The 20,350-nt window shown below is 59.5% G+C and carries 10 protein-coding genes and 1 pseudogene; 6 read left to right on the forward strand and 5 right to left on the reverse strand.

The features are described from left to right. Positions 1 to 185: 185 nt before the first annotated feature. On the reverse strand, positions 186 to 863 hold the full coding sequence (gene inhA, locus AC1DWM_RS22965) for an isonitrile hydratase (RefSeq protein ID WP_223514244.1): 678 nt from the start codon (positions 861 to 863) through the stop codon (positions 186 to 188). 90 nt (positions 864 to 953) lie between these two features. Between inhA and AC1DWM_RS22970 the strand changes: the two genes are divergently transcribed. Together AC1DWM_RS22970 and AC1DWM_RS22975 are read left to right on the forward strand one after the other, a co-directional pair. Next, positions 954 to 1,967: a GlxA family transcriptional regulator gene (locus tag AC1DWM_RS22970; protein ID WP_477796192.1), complete on the forward strand. Its 1,014-nt coding sequence runs from the start codon at positions 954 to 956 to the stop codon at positions 1,965 to 1,967. 425 nt (positions 1,968 to 2,392) lie between these two features. Continuing rightward, positions 2,393 to 2,854: a cupin domain-containing protein gene (locus tag AC1DWM_RS22975; protein WP_477796193.1), complete on the forward strand. Its 462-nt coding sequence runs from the start codon at positions 2,393 to 2,395 to the stop codon at positions 2,852 to 2,854. A 145-nt stretch (positions 2,855 to 2,999) separates the two neighbouring features. On the opposite strand, the gene AC1DWM_RS22980 is transcribed toward AC1DWM_RS22975, so the two are convergent. Then, complete coding sequence (locus tag AC1DWM_RS22980; RefSeq protein ID WP_477796194.1) at positions 3,000 to 3,971, reverse strand: helix-turn-helix domain-containing protein; 972 nt, start codon at positions 3,969 to 3,971, stop codon at positions 3,000 to 3,002. A gap of 111 nt (positions 3,972 to 4,082) precedes the next feature. On the opposite strand from AC1DWM_RS22980, the gene AC1DWM_RS22985 reads away from it, so the two are divergent. Next, entirely contained in the window at positions 4,083 to 5,123 is a 1,041-nt protein-coding gene (locus AC1DWM_RS22985; protein WP_477796195.1) for an alpha/beta fold hydrolase, read from the forward strand. 10 nt (positions 5,124 to 5,133) lie between these two features. Here AC1DWM_RS22985 and AC1DWM_RS22990 read toward each other — a convergent pair whose 3' ends face one another. The 3 genes from AC1DWM_RS22990 to idi all read right to left on the reverse strand — a co-directional run bounded on the left by AC1DWM_RS22990 (position 5,134) and on the right by idi (position 8,582). Then, complete coding sequence (locus tag AC1DWM_RS22990) at positions 5,134 to 5,523, reverse strand: hypothetical protein (RefSeq protein WP_477796196.1); 390 nt, start codon at positions 5,521 to 5,523, stop codon at positions 5,134 to 5,136. A 432-nt stretch (positions 5,524 to 5,955) separates the two neighbouring features. After that, entirely contained in the window at positions 5,956 to 7,782 is a 1,827-nt protein-coding gene (locus AC1DWM_RS22995; RefSeq protein WP_477796197.1) for a glycoside hydrolase family 15 protein, read from the reverse strand. A 215-nt stretch (positions 7,783 to 7,997) separates the two neighbouring features. Continuing rightward, complete coding sequence (gene idi / locus AC1DWM_RS23000; RefSeq protein ID WP_223514277.1) at positions 7,998 to 8,582, reverse strand: isopentenyl-diphosphate Delta-isomerase; 585 nt, start codon at positions 8,580 to 8,582, stop codon at positions 7,998 to 8,000. A 313-nt stretch (positions 8,583 to 8,895) separates the two neighbouring features. Here idi and AC1DWM_RS23005 point away from each other — a divergent pair, with 313 nt between their 5' ends. The 3 genes and pseudogenes from AC1DWM_RS23005 to AC1DWM_RS23015 all read left to right on the forward strand — a co-directional run. Continuing rightward, positions 8,896 to 10,068 (forward strand): MFS transporter, encoded by a 1,173-nt coding sequence (locus AC1DWM_RS23005; protein WP_223514281.1) that lies wholly within the window; start codon positions 8,896 to 8,898, stop codon positions 10,066 to 10,068. A 171-nt stretch (positions 10,069 to 10,239) separates the two neighbouring features. Next, positions 10,240 to 10,974 carry a thioesterase II family protein gene (locus AC1DWM_RS23010; RefSeq protein WP_477796198.1) on the forward strand — a complete coding sequence of 245 codons (735 nt, stop codon included), beginning with the start codon at positions 10,240 to 10,242 and terminating at the stop codon, positions 10,972 to 10,974. A gap of 425 nt (positions 10,975 to 11,399) precedes the next feature. Beyond that, positions 11,400 to 20,318: pseudogene (locus AC1DWM_RS23015) on the forward strand (amino acid adenylation domain-containing protein); the annotation flags it as partial. Positions 20,319 to 20,350: the final 32 nt, after the last annotated feature.

Raw genomic sequence — 20,350 nt, forward strand, 5'->3', positions numbered from 1 at the left:
TCGTCTGTTGCAGATTGGATCCGACACGTAATCTAGCCCCATCAACTGAAGCACAGGAAGCGCTTCAGGATCACGGATGATCGACCATCAGCAAGGATTGGCTACCGACAGGGAGTCGACAATGGTCTTGGGAAAAACCCGCTTCGGCGGGTTTTTTTTTCGCCTGTCGAAAAGTCTGGCGGTGCTTAGAGTCTGGCCGCCGCCCGTTCGGTGATTTGCGTCCGTTGCTCAAGCGAGGCGGCTGCACGGCGATGCGCTTCGGCCAGAACACTTTGCGGCGCTGTTTCAGGGCTGCCCGACTGGAATGGCGGTGCCGGGGCATATTCCAGTTGCAACTGCACCAGTTGCGCCGTGTCTTTGTCGAACAGTTCAGCCGCCAGGGTCAGGGCAAAATCGATCCCTGCGGTAATCCCGCCACCGGTCAGCAGATTGCCATCGCGCACTACTCGGTCTTTCACCGGGATCGCGCCCAGTGGTTTGAGCAACTCGTGATAGGCCCAGTGGGTCGTCGCCCGTTTGCCCTTGAGCAATCCCGCGGCACCGAGCACCAGCGCACCGGTGCACACCGAGGTGACATACCGCGCGTTGGTGGCTTGAGCCTTGATGAATGCCAGTGTTTGTTCATCCTCCATCAATGGCCCGACGCCACCGCCGCCGGGAACGCAGATCACATCCAGCGCCGGGCAATCGTCGAACGTCATGGTCGGTTTCAGCATTAGCCCCGTGCTCGCGGTGACGGGCACCAGGTCTTTCCAGATCAAGTGCACCTTTACGTCCGGCAATGAGGCCAATACGTCGTAAGGGCCTGTCAGGTCGAGTTGCTGAACCTGAGGAAACAACAGAAAACCGATCTGCAACGTCATGGCTTATTTCTCCTGAAGTGGGTGGACGTCTTCACTCTAGGCTCGTAGGATTTGGCGTATCCGCCAATAACCCCACGAATTACGCCAATCATGCCGAAAACCATTCACGTGCTCGCGTTTGCCAATGTGCAACTGCTCGACGTCACCGGGCCCTTGCAGGTGTTCGCTTCGGCCAACGATATTGCCCGCCAGAAAGGGCTGCCGCCGCCTTATGCGCCTTCGGTGATTGCCAGCGGTGGCGGGGCGGTGATGTCGTCGGCGGGCCTGGCGCTGTTGGCTGAAGCGTTGCCCGAGGACGGTAGTGACACGCTGGTCATTGCCGGTGGCTGGGGCGTTTATGCGGCCGCAGAAGATCAGGCTCTGGTGGCATGGGTGCGTGAACATGCAGCGGCTTGCCGGCGTGTCTCGTCGGTATGTACCGGGGCGTTTTTGCTGGCGGCCAGTGGCTGGCTCGATGGCCGTCGAGTGGTGACACACTGGACGCGTTGCGAGCAGTTGGCGCAGAAGCATCCGCGCCTTCACGTCGAACCTAATCCGATTTTCATCAACGACGGGCCGGTTTGGACGTCGGCCGGTGTCACGGCAGGTATCGACCTCGCCTTGGCCATGGTCGAAGAGGATCTTGGCCGCAATTTGGCCCTGGAGGTCGCCCAACAACTAGTGGTATTCCTCAAGCGTCCAGGCGGCCAGTCTCAGTTCAGCGTGACCTTGTCCTTGCAGAAGGAAGGCGAGCGTTTCGACGAGCTTCATGCCTGGATCAGTGAAAATCTGACCAAGGACCTCGGCATCCCCACCCTGGCCTTGCAGGCGGGCATGAGCGAACGCAGCTTCGTGCGCCACTACCGCGCCGATACCGGGCAAACCCCGGCGCGAGCCATCGAATTGATCCGGGTCGAAACGGCGCGACGGTTGCTCAGCGATACCGGCGTGCCGATTAAAAGGGTGGCGGTGCAATGCGGGTTTGGCAGTGAAGAGACGCTGCGGCGCAGTTTTCTGCGGGCTATGGGGGTAACACCGCAGGCTTATCGCGAGCGGTTTTCCGTCAGTGTTGTAGTCGATTCAGTAGCGCTGGCACCGCATAGGGAAACTGTCGGAGGCGCTTGACGCGATAGCCCTTCGCGGCGAGGGGGAATTGCGGATCGGGATATTGCAATTCGCACTATTGCACTACGCCTAGGGCGTTTTTTGAAAGCTACGGTCTTTCAGTGTGTGTAAATATATGTTTCGTGAGAAAACTCTTTACAGCATTAATGCATGTTGTATCTGGTGCTCACAAAGAAAGAAAAACAGTAATGCTGATCGTTCGTCGAAACATCTAAACACTTATTCAGCTTGCCGGCTTCCGTTTGTCCGATAAGAGTCTGGTATTGTCAGGCATTGAAAGAGGGGCGCGCAGAGACTGGCCTCACTATTGATGTGAAATGGAAAGCCGTAGAGCTTAATCATAAGACTTGTCAAAAAAGTCACTGACATTGTTCACCACTAAACTGCCCCGCAGCTGCCTTATTGTCCAACTAAGGAAACATTTGATGTCCAGCCATCCGCCTGTCAAAACACGCTTTGCAACTGTTCTCATGGCTTCGTTATCCTTGCTTGCTGGCGCCATGCATGCCTCGATGGCTGTGGCGGCCGAGCCTCAAGTCGAGGTAACGCAGCTACTGAAAACAACGCAGTCGTGGGACGGCGTTCAATATCGCAAGTACCCAGAAGGCCAGCCGGAAGTATCGGTCCTGCGCTATAAAATCCCGGCACATAGCTCGCTACCGTGGCATACCCATCCGGTAGTCAATGTCGCCTATGTTCTTTCCGGTCACCTGACTGTCATCCGCAAGGACAACGCAAAGACAATGGTCATCGGTCCTGGAGACGTATTGCCTGAGATAGTCGGCGCTTTTCATCGCGGTGAGAGTGGGGATGAACCGGTTGAGCTGATTGTGTTCTATGCGGGAACCCCGACCGTTCCACTAACGGTAAAGTCCGAGCCTGACTAATCGAAACTTGTACAGGCTGTAACATAACGTTTTTTTGATGCATCAGTAGAACTGGATTCAGCTCCATCGGTTTAACGGTGGGCTGGCGCCAACTTAGGCCGAGGAAAAACTTAAAGTCGCGTCCGGGATTAGTTGACCACTGCATTCAGACCCGATAGCCCTCACTCATGCGGAATACCTTCCGATACATCGAAGGAGTGGTATGCAGTTTTGCCGCAAATTGTTGGCGCATTGAAAGGCTATCGGTAAAGCCCACGGCGTGTGCGATATCGTTGATAGGCTTGTTACTCGACTCGAGCAGGCATTGCGCGAGCAGCAACCGTTCTTCGGTAAGCCATCGTTTTACCGATGTGCCGGTAAGTTGTTGGAATCGACGCGAAAACGTTCGTTCGCCAAGTCGAGCATGGTCAGCGAGCGAGCGAATGGTGTGCGGTGTATTTAGATTGGCGCGCACCCAAGCCAGGGTGCTTGATAAACGATCACCAGCTCCGTCGTGTTGCATCGGGCGCTCGATAAATTGCGCTTGTCCGCCCGGGCGATGCGGTTGTACGACCAGGCGCCGCGCGAGACGGTTGGCAACATCTGCTCCATGATGCTTGCGGAACAGGTGCAAGCAACAATCCATTCCGGCGGCATTACCCGCCGACGTCAGAACATCGCCTTCGTCTATATATAACTTATCAACTTCAAGCCGCACGTTGGAGAACCGCTCGGTGAACAGCCTTGCCCACAACCAATGAGTTGTCGCTCGACGCCCCTCCAGCAAGCCTGTCTGCGCAACCACGAAAACACCGAGGCACAGGCCGACCACCTGCGCGCCACGCGCGTGCGCGGCTCGCAGTGCTTCTATCAAGGATATTGGTGCAGGCTCGTGCGGATTGCGCCACGACGGCACGATCACAATGTCCGCCGATGACAGCACACTAAGGTTGTGCTCCGTTTCAATGGTAAAGCCGCCACTGGTGCGTAGTTTGCCGTCCTCGGCTGAACAGACCATGAACTCGTAGGGTGCCACACCCAGGTCCGGGCGATGATTGCCGAACACCAGACAAGGTAAGGACAGGTGATACGGACTGACTCCATCGAAGGCGACAACGGCGATCTTCTGTGCGTGCATATCAACCTCTAAGTGTTTGGCAAGAACCTATCTAAACCTGGCAAGTTTGTAGCTCTCCCGAGCTGCTTCAGAAGCAGACAATGGAAGCGTTCCCTCAATAAGAGCGTTTTCATGAGCAGAAATTACAGCCTGGGTAGACGCAGCGTGTTGTCTGGATTGGCCATGGCGGGCGTGGTCGCCGTGTCGGCTCCAGCCATCGCACTGGCAATCAATCGGTCAACCGGCGTCAATGGAGAGGGACAACCCCCGCGTGCGGACCCGTTCGGCGAGAGCGATCAGAGTGTTCGCTATCGAACAGTCCAGGTGAGTGGGGTGGAAATTTTCTATCGTGAAGCAGGCCCCAAGGATGCACCGATCCTGCTCTTGCTGCATGGATACCCATCATCTTCACGTATGTTCGATCCGTTGCTGCCACTGTTGGCCAAGTCTTACCGGTGTATCGCGCCGGACTATCCAGGGTTCGGTCATTCGCAGATGCCTGATCGCCACCTTTACAAGTACACGTTTGAGCATCTGGCCAAGACAATAGCTGCATTTACCGAGGCGTTGGCGCTCAATCGGTATAGCCTTTACATGCAAGACTATGGTGGTCCGGTTGGATTCCACCTTGCACTTGCTCACCCCCAACGAGTACAGGCACTGATCGTACAGAACGCAGTGATCCATGAGGCGGGGCTGAGTGATTTATGGAAGCTGCGTCGTGCGTTCTGGCAGGACCGTGCTGCTTATGAGCAGAAGATCCTCGATGCTATGCCGGCGCCTTCATCCGGTGTGGCGCGGTATGTGGGGGCACGCAAAAACCGGGAGTCTTTCAATCCTGACCTATGGTCCGACGAGATCGCTTTTCTGCAAAAGCCGGGGGTTGCGGCAGTACAGCTGGAACTCGCGTATGACTACCAGAATAACGTCCGCGAGTACCCGCGATGGCAAGCGTATTTGAAGGATTCCAAGTTGCCTTTACTGGTGCTTTGGGGCGTCCACGATCTTATATTTTCCGAGGACGGCGCCAAATCCATAAAGAACGACCGTCCCGATGCCGAGTTGCACATGCTCGATGCCGGGCACTTTGCACTCAATGAACAGCCGATCAAAATGAGTGGGCTGATCAAAAGGTTTCTTGATCAGGCCCTTGCCGGAGTAAATCGACCATGAGTGCTATTGCTTACGCTTCCACTTCCGCCACCTGATTAAAGTACTTCGACCGATCCGGCGTAAAGGTCACCACCATGCCGGTTCGGGAACAGGCCAACGCCCGCTCTGCACTCAAATCAATATCCAGATCCTCCCCGCGCAAACCTTGCCACTGCGCCAGGTATTTGAGCGATCCGTACTTTTCGAGTTTTTTCAGGCTGCGACTGACACCACCCTTCCAACCGAGCACCGGCAGTTCCCCGGCAAGGCTTCGATTGGCGAGTTCGGGGAAGCGGGCGGCGCGTTGGCGGCCGATTTCCCAGCATTTGATCAAGCCTTTGTCGGGGCCTTCCCATAATTCATCGCGGTTCAGGCCTGACCGGAAGGGGGAGTCGATGCTGCGATGGATGCGCTGGTTCATTCTGGTTCCTTGAATTCGGGTTTTATTGGACAGCTCCGCTGTACCCGTTGACGTTGGATGTTAGGGGGGGATGTAACGACTGGCAACAAGGTATTTCAGGGCGTAGGAATGTGCCGTGTTGGGGTGAAGGGGGAATGGTTGTTTGGCTTTTGTAGGTTTCAGGGCAGTAGCGCCCGCCAAGTCTCGCCAGAGCGGGGCTGTTATGTTTCGGTGGGTGTGTTTAAGTGCTTCACGGGCAAGTCTCGGTCCTACAAGCGGCAGCGCAAAACGGGAAATTTCCGACAGGCTCTGTCGGCGCATGGTGTTGTGGCTGATGGCCTCTTCGCGAGCAGGCTCGCTCCCACAATGGACCACCGTTTGCCGAGCTATTGCAGACTCCTGTGGGAGCGGGCTTGCTCCGGGCGGCGTTCCGACGAAGGGGGCGCCACGGTCTCACGGCTGCCAGAAACTCTTCTCCCCACTCAATTTCCGATCCAGAAAACACGCCGCGCTGATCAACGCCAGATGCGTCAGCGCTTGCGGGGTGTTCCCAAGATGCCGCGCATGACTGTCCAGCTCTTCGGCATACAAGCCCAGCGGGTTGGCATACCTCAGCAACTGTTCAAACTCCAGATGGGCCTTTTCCACCTGGCCGGCCCGGGCCAGGCATTCGACGTACCAGAACGAACACGCGGCGAAGGCGCCTTCGGTGCCGTCGAGGCCATCAATCCGGGCGTCGTCGTTGCGATAGCGGTAAACCATGCCGTCGCGCACCAGGGTTTTTTCGATGGCTTGGAGGGTGGCGAGCCAGCGTGGGTCCTTGGCGCTGACGAAGCGCACCAGCGGCATCAACAACATAGAGCCGTCGAGGGCGGTGCCGCCGATGTGCTGGACGAAATGGCCGTGTTCTTCGTTCCAGAAGTTTTCCCAGATGTCGGCGTAGATGGCCTGGCGCATCTGGTCCCAGCGGGCGAACGGGGCGGGGAGTGAACGTTTGGAGGCGAGGCGAATGGCGCGGTCCAGGGCGACCCAGCACATCAGCCGTGAATGCAGGAAGTGGTGCTGCTCGCCGCGCATTTCCCAGATGCCCACGTCTTTCTGCTGCCAGGTTTCGCACACTTGATCGACCACTTCCACGGTGTGTTTCCAACCTTCATGGGAGATGGCGTCGCCATACTTGTTGACCAGGTAGATCGCATCCATCAGCTCACCGACGATGTCGAGCTGGACCTGATCATAGGCGCCGTTGCCGATGCGCACCGGTGTGGCGTCGCCATGGCCGGACAGGTGCGACAGTTCGGTTTCCGGCAGTTCCTGGCGACCGTCGATGGCGTAGAGAATGTTGAGTTTCATCGACTTGCCATGGCAGTCGCTGACTCGTCCACGCAGCCAACGCATGTAATCGTTGGCTTCCTGGACAAACCCCAGGCGCATGAACGCGTAGACAGTGAACGAGGCATCACGGATCCACGTGTAGCGATAGTCCCAATTGCGTTCACCGCCGGGTGTTTCCGGCAGGCCGAACGTGGCGGCGGCGAGAATGGCGCCGTGTTTACGCGAGGTCAGGAGCTTCAGGGCGAGGGCCGAGCGGTTGACCATTTCCCGCCAGCGACCGCGATAGTTGGACTGACCGATCCAGTCGCGCCAGAATTTTAAGGTGCGCTCCAGGCAAATGGCGGCGGCTCCCTCCTTGAAGCGCGGGTCGTCGAGGCCACCGAGCAGGAATTGTGCGCTCTGATCCTGTTTGAGGGTGAATTCGGCGACTGCAGCATTGCCATCAACCCGCAAAACCTGATCCGACGACAGGCGCATGGACGGCTGATCGGCGGCCACGAACGTCACGTCTTTTTTATCCATCTGCGCGCGAGTCTTGGCGCGAGCGTAGTCATGACGCACGGCGCAGTGCATGTGAAACGTCGCTTCACCGCTGACCACGCGAACCCTTCGCATCAATAGCGGTAGATCGTCCTCACTGTCACCGATGGGCAAAAGATCGGTGACCTCGACCACCGCGCGCTCACTGAGCCAGCGGGTTTGCAGCACGTTGGTGTCGGGCAGGTAAATCTGCTCACGGCGGGCGTCGGGCAAGTCCGGGGAAAGTTGGAAGATGCCCGCCTCGGGCGTATCCAGCAGCGGGCAGAAAATCGACGGGCTGTCGAATTCCGGCCAGCAGAAAAAATCCACGCTGCCCTTGTCATTGACCAGTGCCGCGCTACGCATGTCGCCGATGATGCCGTGGGCATCGATGTCGCTTTGTCGTTCGGGATTGAGATCAGCCATTGCCGCGAGACTCCGGATAAGTCGAAGGGAGATTGGCATGCGCTTTGAAGTGAGGGCCTCAACAGATGACTATCGGGTGCTGATGGGAGTTCAGAGCAGACCATGAAAGTCTAGCCCTTCGGTTGTTTTCCAGTCGCGTTTACCGCCATAACTCGTGCTCTGCGGCTTCGACGGTGTAATCCGAGTATCGAGACGGAGGTCGGCGGCGCAGGCTGTCATCCATGACCAGGTCTCGTTTTCGATATGCCCACCGCTTGCCGGCCAGTTAGCGCTTGGTCTTTCCAGGTGTTTAGCCCAGCGGGTCCACAGGTATCGAGCAACCGGCGGAACCAGATAGTGAAGGTCTCGGGTGCGGCGGCAATGCGTGCGGTAAGCTCGGGCAATGGTTGCCATTGCCAGTCATTGGCTTCTTCGGGGTTGGCGACGGGGTCGCAATCGCTGACGCCGACGTAAATGTGCCCGTATTCGTACTCAATGAGCTGGTTTGAAACGGGTTCACGGTAGAGAAGGGTGAAGACTTTACGCAACTGACAGGTGATGCCCATTTCTTCGAGCAAGCGGCGTTTCGCTGCGGCAGCGGTCCGTTCTCCCGGGCGGGGATGACCGCAGCAGGTATTGCTCCACAAACCTTGGGAATGATATTTGCCGAGAGCACGCTGTTGCAGCAGAAGGCGCCCGTCGCGATCAAAAATGAAGATTGAGAAGGCGCGGTGCAAGAGGCCCTGTTGATGGGCCTGTAATTTCTCAGCGGTGCCTTTTTTGCGACCGTGTCGGTCGACCAGAATCAGTAACTCGTCCATAGCCAGACTCCATTGTGTCTTCGCTACCGGACCTTTATTTATGACCAGACTACGTAGGGAAATTCAGACGTATGCATGTATGAATTGAAATCTAGTCAAGGCATTTGCACCCTGCAAAATTTCTATTAGACCGATTTCATTGTCTCGTTAAAGTGTCAGAGGGTGTGCCGAACTAAGTGTTTTGTACAAGGTGATCGTAGGTTCTCACCGATTGCCGTTGGGTGTAGTGACGTTCACATTCCACCAACAAATCCGGACTTTTCCCTGGGGCAGTCTTATGGCAACTTGCACGCCCTGGCTGAGACTCGACCCCATGGCAAACCCATACCGCGACCTGTTCAAAGCCCCCGGCAGCCGAGCCTTCGTGCTGGCCGGCATGATCGCGCGCATGCCGATTTCCATGACCGGCATTGGTCTGATCACCATGCTCTCGCAACTGCAGGGCGGCTATGGACTGGCCGGTGCCGTGGCAGCGACGTTTGCCCTGGCAACGGCATTTTGCGCGCCACAGGTATCGCGGCTGGTGGACCGTTTTGGACAGCGCCGGATCTTGCCCGTGTCAGCACTGATCGGTGGCGGGGCGTTGTTGATGGTGTTGCTCTGCACCCGCTTGCAAGCGCCAAACTGGACGCTGTTTGTGTTCGCCGCGCTGGCCGGTTGCATGCCGAGTATGTCAGCGATGGTCCGGGCGCGCTGGACCGAGGTCTATCGCGGCAAACCCGAACTGCAAACAGCCTACGCGCTGGAATCGGTATTGGACGAGGTGTGCTTTATCGTCGGGCCGCCGTTGTCGGTGGGGTTGTGCGTGGTGGCGTTCCCCGAGGCCGGGCCGCTGGCGGCGCTGTTGATGCTGGCAATCGGAGTGACAGCGTTCGTCCTGCAACGCGACACCGAGCCAGTGATTCATCCGCATGAAGAACATCGTCAAGGCTCGATCATTCGTTCCAGCGAGATTCAGCTGCTGATGCTGTTGATGGTCGCCATGGGTACCATCGTTGGTGTAGTCGATGTGGTCAGTGTGGCGTTTGCCCAGCAGCAGGGCCAACCGGCGGCGGCGAGTATTGTGTTGTCGGTGTATGCGATTGGTTCATGCATGGCCGGGCTGGCGTTCGGGGCATTGCGTTCGAAATTGCCGTTACCGCGATTGTTCTTATACGGCGGGGTGGCGACGGCGGTGACGACGCTGCCGTTGCTGCTGGCGACCAATATTCTTGGATTGTCGTTGGCGGTGTTCGTTGCCGGGCTGTTTTTTGCGCCGACCTTGATTGTCGCCATGGCCTTGGTGGAGCGCATCGTGCCACCGGCCAAGCTGACCGAAGGCCTGACCTGGCTGGTCACCGGGTTGAGCATCGGCGTGGCGATTGGCGCGGCCGGTTCGGGGTGGTTGGTGGATGGGTTCGGGGCTCGTAGCGGGTTTTGGCTGGCGATTGCGGCGGGGGCTGTCGTCCTCGGTTCCGCCGTCCAAAGCTTCCGTCATTTGAAATAAAGACCCCCTGTAGGAGTGAGCCTGCTCGCGATAGCGGTGTATCAGTCTCCATCAAGTTAACTGACATACCGCTATCGCGAGCAGGCGCACTCCTACAGGGGGGATGTGTTCGCCTAATTCTCCGCGGCGCTCATCCGTTCTCTTGGTAGACAACTTTTTGAGGTAAGCCCGGTGACCCAGCTGACATTGCTGTGCCTGCCCTATTCAGGCGCAAGTGCCATGGTTTACAGCCGCTGGCGGCGCAAACTGCCGGAGTGGCTCACGCTGCAACCGGTGGAACTGCCCGGCCGTGGCGCGCGCTTTGGCGAGCCGTTGCACACCGACATGCGGCGTCTGGCGTTGCAACTCGCGCAGGAACAAATCACCACGCTCAAGACGCCGTACGCGTTGTTCGGCCATAGCCTGGGCGCATTGCTCGCCTGTGAAATGGCCCATGCGTTGCGTTCGATGGGTTGCCCGGAGCCGGTGGCGCTATTCGCTTCAGGCACCGCCGCGCCGACGATGCGTGCTGATTATGATCGCGGTTTCGCCGAACCGAAAACCGATGCCGAACTGATCGAGCAATTGCGCACCCTAAACGGCACCAGCGAAGAGGTGTTGGCCAACGAAGAGCTGATGAGCCTGACGCTGCCGGTTTTGCGCGCGGACTTTCTGCTGTGCGGGCGCTTCGAGCCGCAGCCGCGTCCGTTGCTCAAATGCCCGGTGCACGTACTCGGTGGCAAGGCTGATCGCGCCACCACGGAACAGCTGATGGGCTGGAGCAAAGAAACCCACGGCAGTTTTTCCGTGGACATGCTCAGTGGTGGTCACTTCTTCATCCATGAGCACGAGGCCAAGGTGTTGCGGGTGATCAAGGATCAACTCGAGATTCACCATCGCCGCCACACCATGGCCGCCAGCGCCTGACTCCGTCCCCCCTGTAGGAGCCAAGCTTGCTCGCGATGACGGACTGACATTCAACATAGATTTTGGCAGTTGCACCGCTATCGCGAGCAAGCTTTGCTCCTACAGGTTTCGGGTTCGCCAAGTTTCTGTATTTCCTCTCGCTCCACCTCCTTTCTGATACTTATTCTCATTCGTTAATTTTTCCGGTGTGCATTCGTTTTATAGGGACGACGTGCCTTTGTGCTTCCCGCCACTGATCCGGATGCTTAGAAATGAATGCTGAAGACTCCTTGAAACTTGCTCGCCGGTTTATCGGGTTGCCCCTGGAAAAGCGTCAGATGTTCCTTGCGGCCTTGCACAAGGAAGGCGTTGATTTCGCCCGGTTTCCCATTCCGGTTGGTGTCGAGGCCGAGGATCGCCAGGCGTTGTCCTTTGCCCAGCAACGCATGTGGTTTCTCTGGCAACTGGACCCGCACAGCGGCGCGTACAACCTGCCGGGCGCGGTGCGCCTGACCGGGCATTTGAACCCGTCCGCGTTGGAGCAGGCATTCGCCAGCCTCATTGAGCGTCACGAAACCCTGCGCACGGTGTTCCAGCGCCAGGCCGACGACAGCTTGCTGCAAGTGCCGGCCCGCACACCGCTGGTGATCGATCATGTGGACTTCAGCGCATTACCGGCGCCTGAGCGCGAACTCGCGGTCGCACAAGCAGCCGAGCAGCAATCCGTGCAGCCGTTCGATCTTGCAGTCGGCCCTTTGCTGCGCGTCAGCTTGCTCAAACTCGCCGATCAGGAACACGTGCTGCTACTGACCCTGCACCACATCGTGTCCGACGGTTGGTCGATGAACGTGCTGATCGACGAATTCATCCGCTGCTACGACGCGTTCGACGCGGGCGCACAACCACCTCTCGCACCGTTACCGATTCAATACAGCGACTACGCCCTGTGGCAGCGGCGCTGGCTGGAAGCCGGCGAGCAGGCGCGCCAACTCGATTACTGGCAAGCACAACTGGGCAACGAGCACCCGGTGCTGGAGCTGCCCACCGACCACCCGCGCCCGGCAATGCCAAGCTATCGCGGCACTCGCTACGAATTCGCCGTCGATGCGCAACTGGCCGAGCAACTGCGAGCCACGGCGCAAAAGCACACCATCACCCTGTTCATGCTGTTGCTCGGCGCCTTCAATGCGCTGCTGCATCGCTACACCGGGCAGACCGACCTCCGCGTCGGCGTGCCGATTGCCAACCGCAATCGCGCAGAGATCGAAGGCCTGATTGGTTTCTTCGTCAACACCCAAGTGCTGCGCACGCAACTCGACGGCCAGACCCGCGTCGACGACTTGTTGCGCGCCATCAAGGAAACCGCCCTCGGCGCCCAGGCTCACCAGGATTTACCGTTCGAGCGTCTGGTCGAAGCGCTGAAACTGGAGCGCAGCCTCAGCCACACGCCACTGTTCCAGGTGATGTACAACCACCAGCCGCAGGTCGCGGACATTGCCACGGTCAGCACGGCGTCCGGTCTGGCGCTGGGCGTGATCGAGTGGGAAGGGCGCACCACCCAGTTCGACCTGACCCTCGACACTTACGACCTCAACACCAATGAAAAGCGCGGCAAGCTGTACGCTGCGCTGACGTACGCCAACGACCTGTTCGACGCAGATACCATCGCGCGCATGGCGCAACACTGGACCCATCTGCTGCAAGGCATGGTCAGCGATCCGACGCAGCGCGTCAGTGACTTGCCGCTGCTGGAAGGCGCGGAATACCAGCGCATCGTGCACGATTGGAATCACGCCGGCGAAGGCTTTCCGCAAGACCTGTGCATTCACGAGCTGATCAGCCAGCAAGCCGCAGCTAATCCGAATGCATTGGCAGTGACCTTCGGCACCAAGCAGCTGACTTACGCCGAACTCGACATCCAGGCCAATCACCTGGCGCACAAACTGATCGAGCTGGGCGTCGCCCCGGAAGTCCGTGTCGGCGTCGCCATGCCGCGCTCGGAAAACTTGCTGGTGGCGCTGCTTGCGGTACTCAAGGCCGGCGGCGCCTACGTGCCGCTGGACCCGGATTACCCGGCCGAACGCGTTGCCTACATGCTCGAAGACAGCCGCGCGTTGGTATTGCTGACGGAACAATCGGTCGCCGCGACATTGACCGTGACAGCCGATACCCAAGTGTTGCTGCTGGACGCCATGGCATGGGCCGAATACCCGGAAAACGCCCCGCAAACTCGCGTCACGCCGGACAACCTCGCCTACGTCATCTACACCTCCGGCTCCACCGGCAACCCCAAAGGCGTGGCCATCGCCCATCGCAACGTGCTGGCGCTGATCGACTGGTCGACATCGGTCTACAGCCGCGAAGACATTCAAGGGGTGCTGGCCTCGACCTCGGTCTGTTTTGACCTGTCGGTGTGGGAGCTGTTTGTGACCCTGGCCAATGGCGGCTCGGTGATCATCGCCCGCAATGCCCTGGAATTGCCGCAGCTGCCGGCGCGGGATCAGGTGCGCTTGATCAACACCGTGCCGTCGGCGATCAATGCGTTGCAGCGCGACGGGCAGATCCCGCCGAGTGTGCGCATCATCAACCTCGCCGGTGAACCACTGAAACAGAGCCTGGTGGACGCGCTGTATCAGCAGCCGACCGTCGAACACGTCTACGACCTGTACGGCCCGTCGGAAGACACCACTTATTCGACCTGGACCCGACGCGAGGCTGGTGGACGCGCGAACATTGGTCGCCCGCTCAAACACACTGCCAGCTATTTGCTGGATGCCGAACTGCAACCGGTGCCGCAAGGCGTCTCTGCCGAGCTCTATCTGAGCGGCGCTGGCATCACCCGCGGTTACCTGGCGCGGCCGGGCATGACCGCCGAAAAGTATGTGCCGAATCCGTTCGCCAGCAACGGCGAGCGCCTGTACCGCACCGGTGACCTGACCCGCTATCAGGCCGACGGCACGCTGCAATACGTCGGGCGCATCGATCATCAGGTCAAGGTCCGTGGCTTTCGCATCGAACTGGGTGAAATCGAAGCGCGACTGTTGCAGCACAATGCCGTGCGCGAACTGGCGGTGTTGGCGCATGACGGGGTCAGCGGCCAGCAATTGGTGGCCTACATCGTGCCGAACGATCCCGCGTTGCTGGGCGATACCGACGCTCAAGCGACCCAGCGTGAAACGTTGAAAGCCGCGCTGCGCCAGCATCTGCCGGATTACATGGTCCCGGCGTTCCTGCTGTTCCTCGATCACCTGCCACTGACCCCCAACGGCAAGCTCGACCGTAAAGCCTTGCCGACGGTCGATGGTTCACAGAAACAACGCGAGCACGTTGCGCCGCGCAGTGTGCTGGAGAAATCCCTCGCCGCGATCTGGCAGGACGTACTGGCCATCGACAACGTCGGTCTGGAAGACAACTTCTTCGAACTGGGCGGCGATTCCATCGTGTCCATGCAAGTGGTCAGTCGTGCGCGTCAGGCCGGGATCGTGTTGAGTCCCAAGGACCTGTTCCAGCACCAGACCATCCGCAGCCTCGCTCAAGCGGCCCGCAGCGGCGAGGAGCCATTGATCGACCAAGGTCCGGCAATGGGCGCGGTGGCGTTGGCGCCGGTGCAACAGTGGTTCTTCGAACAGGTAATCCCCGAGCGCCAGCACTGGAACCAGTCGCTGCTGCTGGTGCCGCGTGAGGTGTTGAACGCCGAGGCGCTGGATCGCACCATTGAGCAATTGCTGTCTCACCACGACAGCTTGCGCCTGCGTTATGAACAGACCGTCGAAGGCTGGCAGCAAATCTACGCCGCACCCACCACGGAGTTGGTGTTGTGGCAGCGTCAGGCGCAGTCGCTCGAAGAACTCAACGTCCTGTGCGATGAAGCCCAACGTAGTCTTGATCTGCACAATGGCCCGCTGATGCGCGCGCTGCTCGTGGCGATGGCTGACGGTACACAACGCCTGTTGCTGGTGATTCATCACCTGGCGGTAGACGGCGTCTCCTGGCGCGTGCTGCTGGAAGATCTTCAGCAGTTCTACAGCGGCAATATTTCCATGGCGAAAACCAGTAGCTATCAGCGCTGGGTTGCCCGTCTGCAAGCGCACATTCCAGCCTTTGAAAACAGCCACGGTTATTGGCTGACCCAACTCAACAACGCACCGAATAATCTGCCCTGCGACCGCCCCAATGGCGCATTGGAAAACCGCTTCGAACACAAAATCGAGTTCAAACTCGACGCCGACCACACCCGCAAACTGCTGCAAAACGCCTCGGCGGCGTATCGGACCCAGGTCAACGACCTGCTGCTGACCGCACTGACACGAGCAGTGTGCCGCTGGAGCGGGCAGGGCAGTGCGCTGATTCAGCTCGAAGGCCATGGCCGCGAAGACCTGTTCGACGACATCGACCTGACCCGTACCGTGGGTTGGTTCACCAGCCTGTTCCCGGTCAATCTGGTGCCGTCGAGCGATCTCGGCGCATCGGTCAAAAGCATCAAGGAACAACTGCGCGGCGTGCCGGACAAGGGCCTCGGTTACGGCGCGCTGCGTTATCTCGGCAGCCCGACGATTCGTACCGAACTGGAAGCTTTGCCGCAACCGCGCATTACCTTCAACTATCTGGGGCAGTTTGACCGTCAGTTCGACGATGCGGCGATGTTCGTACCCTCTACCGAAGGTAACGGTGTGGCGCAGGATCCTTCGGCTCCGTTGGGCAATTGGCTGACGGTCGAAGGTCAGGTCTACGGCGGCGAGTTGTCGCTGAGCTGGGGGTTCAGCCGCGAGATGTTCGACATCGCGACCATCCAGCGTCTGGCAGACGATTACGCGCTGGAACTCAAGGCGTTGATCGATCACTGCTGTGCCGTTGAAATGCCCCAAGCCACGCCGTCGGACTTCCCGCTGGCGCGCATCAGTCAGGTACAACTCGACGCATTGCCGATCGCGAACTTTGAAGACCTGTATCCGCTGTCGCCCATGCAACAGGGCATGCTGTTCCACACCCTGTACGAACCAGAAGTCGGCGCCTACATCAGCCAGTTGCGCCTGGACATTCAAGGCCTCGATTCGCAGCGCTTTGCGCAAGCCTGGCAGACCGCACTGGAACGCCACGACATCCTGCGCAGTAGCTTCCACTGGCAAGGTCTCGACACCGCGCATCAGGCGATTGTCCGTCAGGTCGAGTTGCCACTCGAAGTGCTGGACGCGACCGACACCGATGCGCTGGCCGATGCCGAGCGCGCCCAAGGATTCGAATTGGGCAGCGCGCCGCTGTTCCGCTTGAAGCTGGTCCGCACCGACTCCAACGATTGGCACCTGATCTACACCAGCCACCACATCTTGATGGACGGCTGGAGCAATGCGCAGTTGCTGGCCGAAGTGATTCAGCATTACGCCACCGGGCAATCGCTGCCGACACCGACCGGGCAATACCGCGATTATCTGGGCTGGTTACAGCAGCGATCCGCCGTCGCTGGCGAGCAGTTCTGGAAAGCCGCGTTGGCGCCGCTGGAAGCGCCAACCTTGCTCGCCGAAGCCTTGCGCCCGCCAGTGGGCGCGCAGGGCCGCGAAGAGTATCGAGTCGCCCTCGACAGTCGCGCAACTCAGCGTCTGGCCGATTTTGCCCGCCAACAGAAAGTCACCCTCAACACCGTTCTGCAAGCGGCGTGGAGTCTGTTGTTGCATCGCTACACCGGCCAGGATTGCGTGGTGTTCGGTGCCACCGTCGCGGGTCGTTCGGCGCCGCTTCCGGGGATCGAAGAGCAACTCGGACTGTTCATCAACACGCTGCCGCTGGTGTGCGCGATGAACCCTGAGCAAACCGTCAGCCAATGGCTGAGCGAGCTGCAAGGGCTGAACCTGACCGTGCGCGAGTTCGAGCATGTGCCGCTTTATGACATTCAGGGTTGGGCGGGGCAGCAGGGTTCGGCGCTGTTCGACAGCCTGCTGGTGTTCGAAAACTTCCCGGTGGCCGAAGCGCTGAAACAGGGCGCCCCGGCCGGGCTGTCGTTTGGCAACCTGCATAACCACGAGCGCACGCATTATCCGCTGACGTTGGGTATTGAACTGGGGGAGGGCTTGAGTCTGGAGTTCAGCTACGACGCAGCGCGGTTCAGTGGGGCACAGGTCGCTGAGTTGTCGGCCAACCTGCAGCATCTGCTGATGCAGTTGGTGGCGCTGCCGGATGCGGCATTGGGTGCGCTGGAACTGCTCGATATCGATGGCAAAAAAGCGCTGCTTGCGATCAGCCAACCGGCCCCGGTTCAGTTATCCACAACCTTATTGGTCCATGAACAAATCGCCGCTCAGGCTGCCGTCACCCCGCATGCACTGGCGTTGCAGGTCGACAGCCAATCCCTCAGCTACACGCAGTTGAACACCCAGGCCAACCGACTGGCCCATCGCCTGATTGAAAACGGCGCCGGTCCCGGCAAACGTGTCGGGCTGGCGCTGCACCGTAGTCCGCAATTGATCGTCAGCCTGCTGGCGGTGCTGAAAACTGGCGCGGCGTACGTGCCGCTGGACCCGAGCTATCCGGCCGAACGCCTGGCGTACATGATCGACGACAGCCGCCTCGATGTGCTGCTGTGCGAATCCGGTCTGCTGGAGGATGTGTCGGGCGTGCTTCGTCTCAGCCTCGACGACAACACCGGCTACCCCGACAGCAATCCGCCAAATCAAGCGGTCGCCGAAGACCTGGCCTACGTCATCTACACCTCAGGCTCCACAGGTCAGCCCAAAGGCGTGGCCATCACCCATGCCGCGTTGCACGAATTCTGCCAATCCGCCGTCGACTATTCGATGCTGTCGGCGGCGGACCGCGTGTTGCAGTTCGCGACCTTCAGTTTCGATGGCTTCGTCGAACAGTGCTTCCCGGCGTTGTGTGTCGGTGCGGCGTTGATCATGCGCGGTGATGAGTTGTGGGATGCCGGGCGACTGGCCGCTCAAATCGTCCAGCAAGGCGTCACCGTGGCGGACTTACCGGCAGCTTACTGGTACTTGCTGGCCCGCGAATGCGCGAGCGGCGGGGTGCGCAGTCTCGGTGATTTGCGCCAGGTCCACGTCGGTGGTGAAGCGATGTCGGTGGAAGGTTTGCGTTTGTGGCATCAGGCCGGTTTGAGCCACGTGCGACTGCTCAACACCTACGGCCCGACCGAAGCGACCGTGGTCTCCAGCGTGCATGAATGCCGACTCGACGATGCCAGCGACGCGTTTGGCATTCCAATTGGTCGCGCCATCGCCGGTCGTGCGTTGTACGTGCTGGACGCGGCCGGTCAATTGCTGCCCAACGCTGGCGTCGGCGAGTTGTGTATAGGCGCACCGGCCTGCCTCGCGCAAAGCTACTTTGATCGCCCGGCGCTGACCGCCGAACGTTTCCTGCCGGACCCGTTTGCCCGTGAGCCGGGCGCGCGGCTGTACCGCAGCGGCGATCTGGCGCGCTACAACGCTGACGGGCATCTGGAATACGTCGGCCGTATCGATCACCAAGTGAAGATCCGCGGTTTTCGCATTGAAATGGGCGAGATTGAAGCCTGCCTGCAAGCCTGTGAGGACGTGCGTGATGCAGCCGTCATCGCTCAGGATGGCACGCAACTGGTGGCGTATGTCGTGGCCAGCGATGCGGTGGTTTCTGAAACTGAATATCTGGAAGGCCTCAAAGCCGTTCTGCGTCGGTCGCTGCCGGAATACATGGTGCCAAGCCACCTGATCCTGCTGGCCAGATTGCCGCTTAACAACAACGGCAAACTGGATCGCAGAGCTTTGCCGCGTGCTGAAGCCAGCGATGTTCAACGTGACTTCGTGGCTCCGGCCCAAGGGCTGGAAACACAAGTGGCGCTGATCTGGGCAGAGGTGCTGCAAGTCGAGCGCGTGGGGCGCGACGACAACTTCTTCGAACTGGGCGGTCACTCGTTGCTGGTGCTTCAGGTGATTTCGCGGGTGCGTCAACAGTTGCAACTCGAACTGTCGGTGAGCAGTCTGTTCTCGGCCGCGAATCTGGCGGAGTTTGCCGAGCGAGCGGCACTGGCGAACATCAGCGGCCAACCGATCCTGCAACCTGCGCCTGCCGATCAGCCGCCGATCCTGTCTTACGCCCAGCAGCGCCAATGGATTCTCTGGCAACTGGACCCACAAAGCCCGGCCTACAACATTCCCGCTGCGCTGCGCCTCAAGGGTTCGCTCAACCTCAATGCCCTGCGCGAAACCTTCGCTCAATTGCAGGCTCGTCACCAAACCCTGCGCACCACTTTCGAACAGGACGGTCAGCAGGTCCATCCGGTGCTGCACGACACACTGGCGCTGCAACTGGAACAGCGCACGCTCGATCAATCGTCAGTCGAAAGCGCGGTGGCCGAAGAAATCGCCCGGCCATTCGATCTGCGCAACGGCCCGCTGTGGCGCGTGTTGCTGCTGCAAGTGAACACTGACGAACACTTGCTGGTGCTGACCGTTCACCACATCGCTGCTGATGGCTGGTCGATGCAGGTCATGGTCGATGAGTTCAGCGCGCTGTATCAGGCGGCAGTCGAAGGTCGCGATGCAAACCTGAACAGTTTGCCGGTCAGCTACAGCGACTACGCCCATTGGCAACGCGACTGGCTGGAGGCCGGCGAAGGCGCACGTCAACTGGCGTGGTGGAGCGAGCAACTGAAAGGCAACCAAACGCCGCTGGAGTTGCCATGTGAACTGACCCGCCCGGCCCGTCACACCAAGCGCGGCGCCAGCCTGATGCTGAATGTTGATCGCGAACTGCTCGCCGGTTTGCGTCAACGTGCCCACGAGCAACAGGTGACCTTGTTCATGCTGTTGCTGGCGAGTTTCCAGACCTTGCTGCATCGCCAGAGCGGACAATCAAACATTAGCGTCGGCGTGCCCGGCGCGGGGCGTTCGCGCCTGGAAACCGAAGGCCTGATCGGCTTCTTCATCAACACCCAGGTGCTGCGGGCCGAGATCGACGGACAGCAGCCATTCAGCACCTTGCTGCAACAGGTCAAACAGGTCGCATTGGATGCACAGGCCAATCAGGACGTGCCGTTCGAGCAGTTAGTCGACGCCTTGCAACCGGACCGCAACCTCAATCACAGCCCGTTGTTCCAGGTGCTCTATAACCATCAGCAGCAAATGGGTCCGAGCGTCGAGCGCAACGTGGCCGACCTGCAGGTCGAGCGTCTGCACTGGCAGCAGCACACCGCGCAATTCGATCTGGTGCTCGACACTCAAGAGCAAGGCGAAGAACTCGATGCCAGCCTGACTTACGCCACGGATGTGTACGACGAGGCGTCGATGCAGCGCCTCACCGAGCAGTGGCTGAACCTGCTGCGTGCGGTGGTCAACGATCCACAGCAACGCGTCGCCGAACTACCGCTGCTGCAAGCACCGCAATATGAGGCGTTGATTCAGCACTGGAACCCGGC

The organism is Pseudomonas sp. P4_C8, assembly GCF_056401975.1.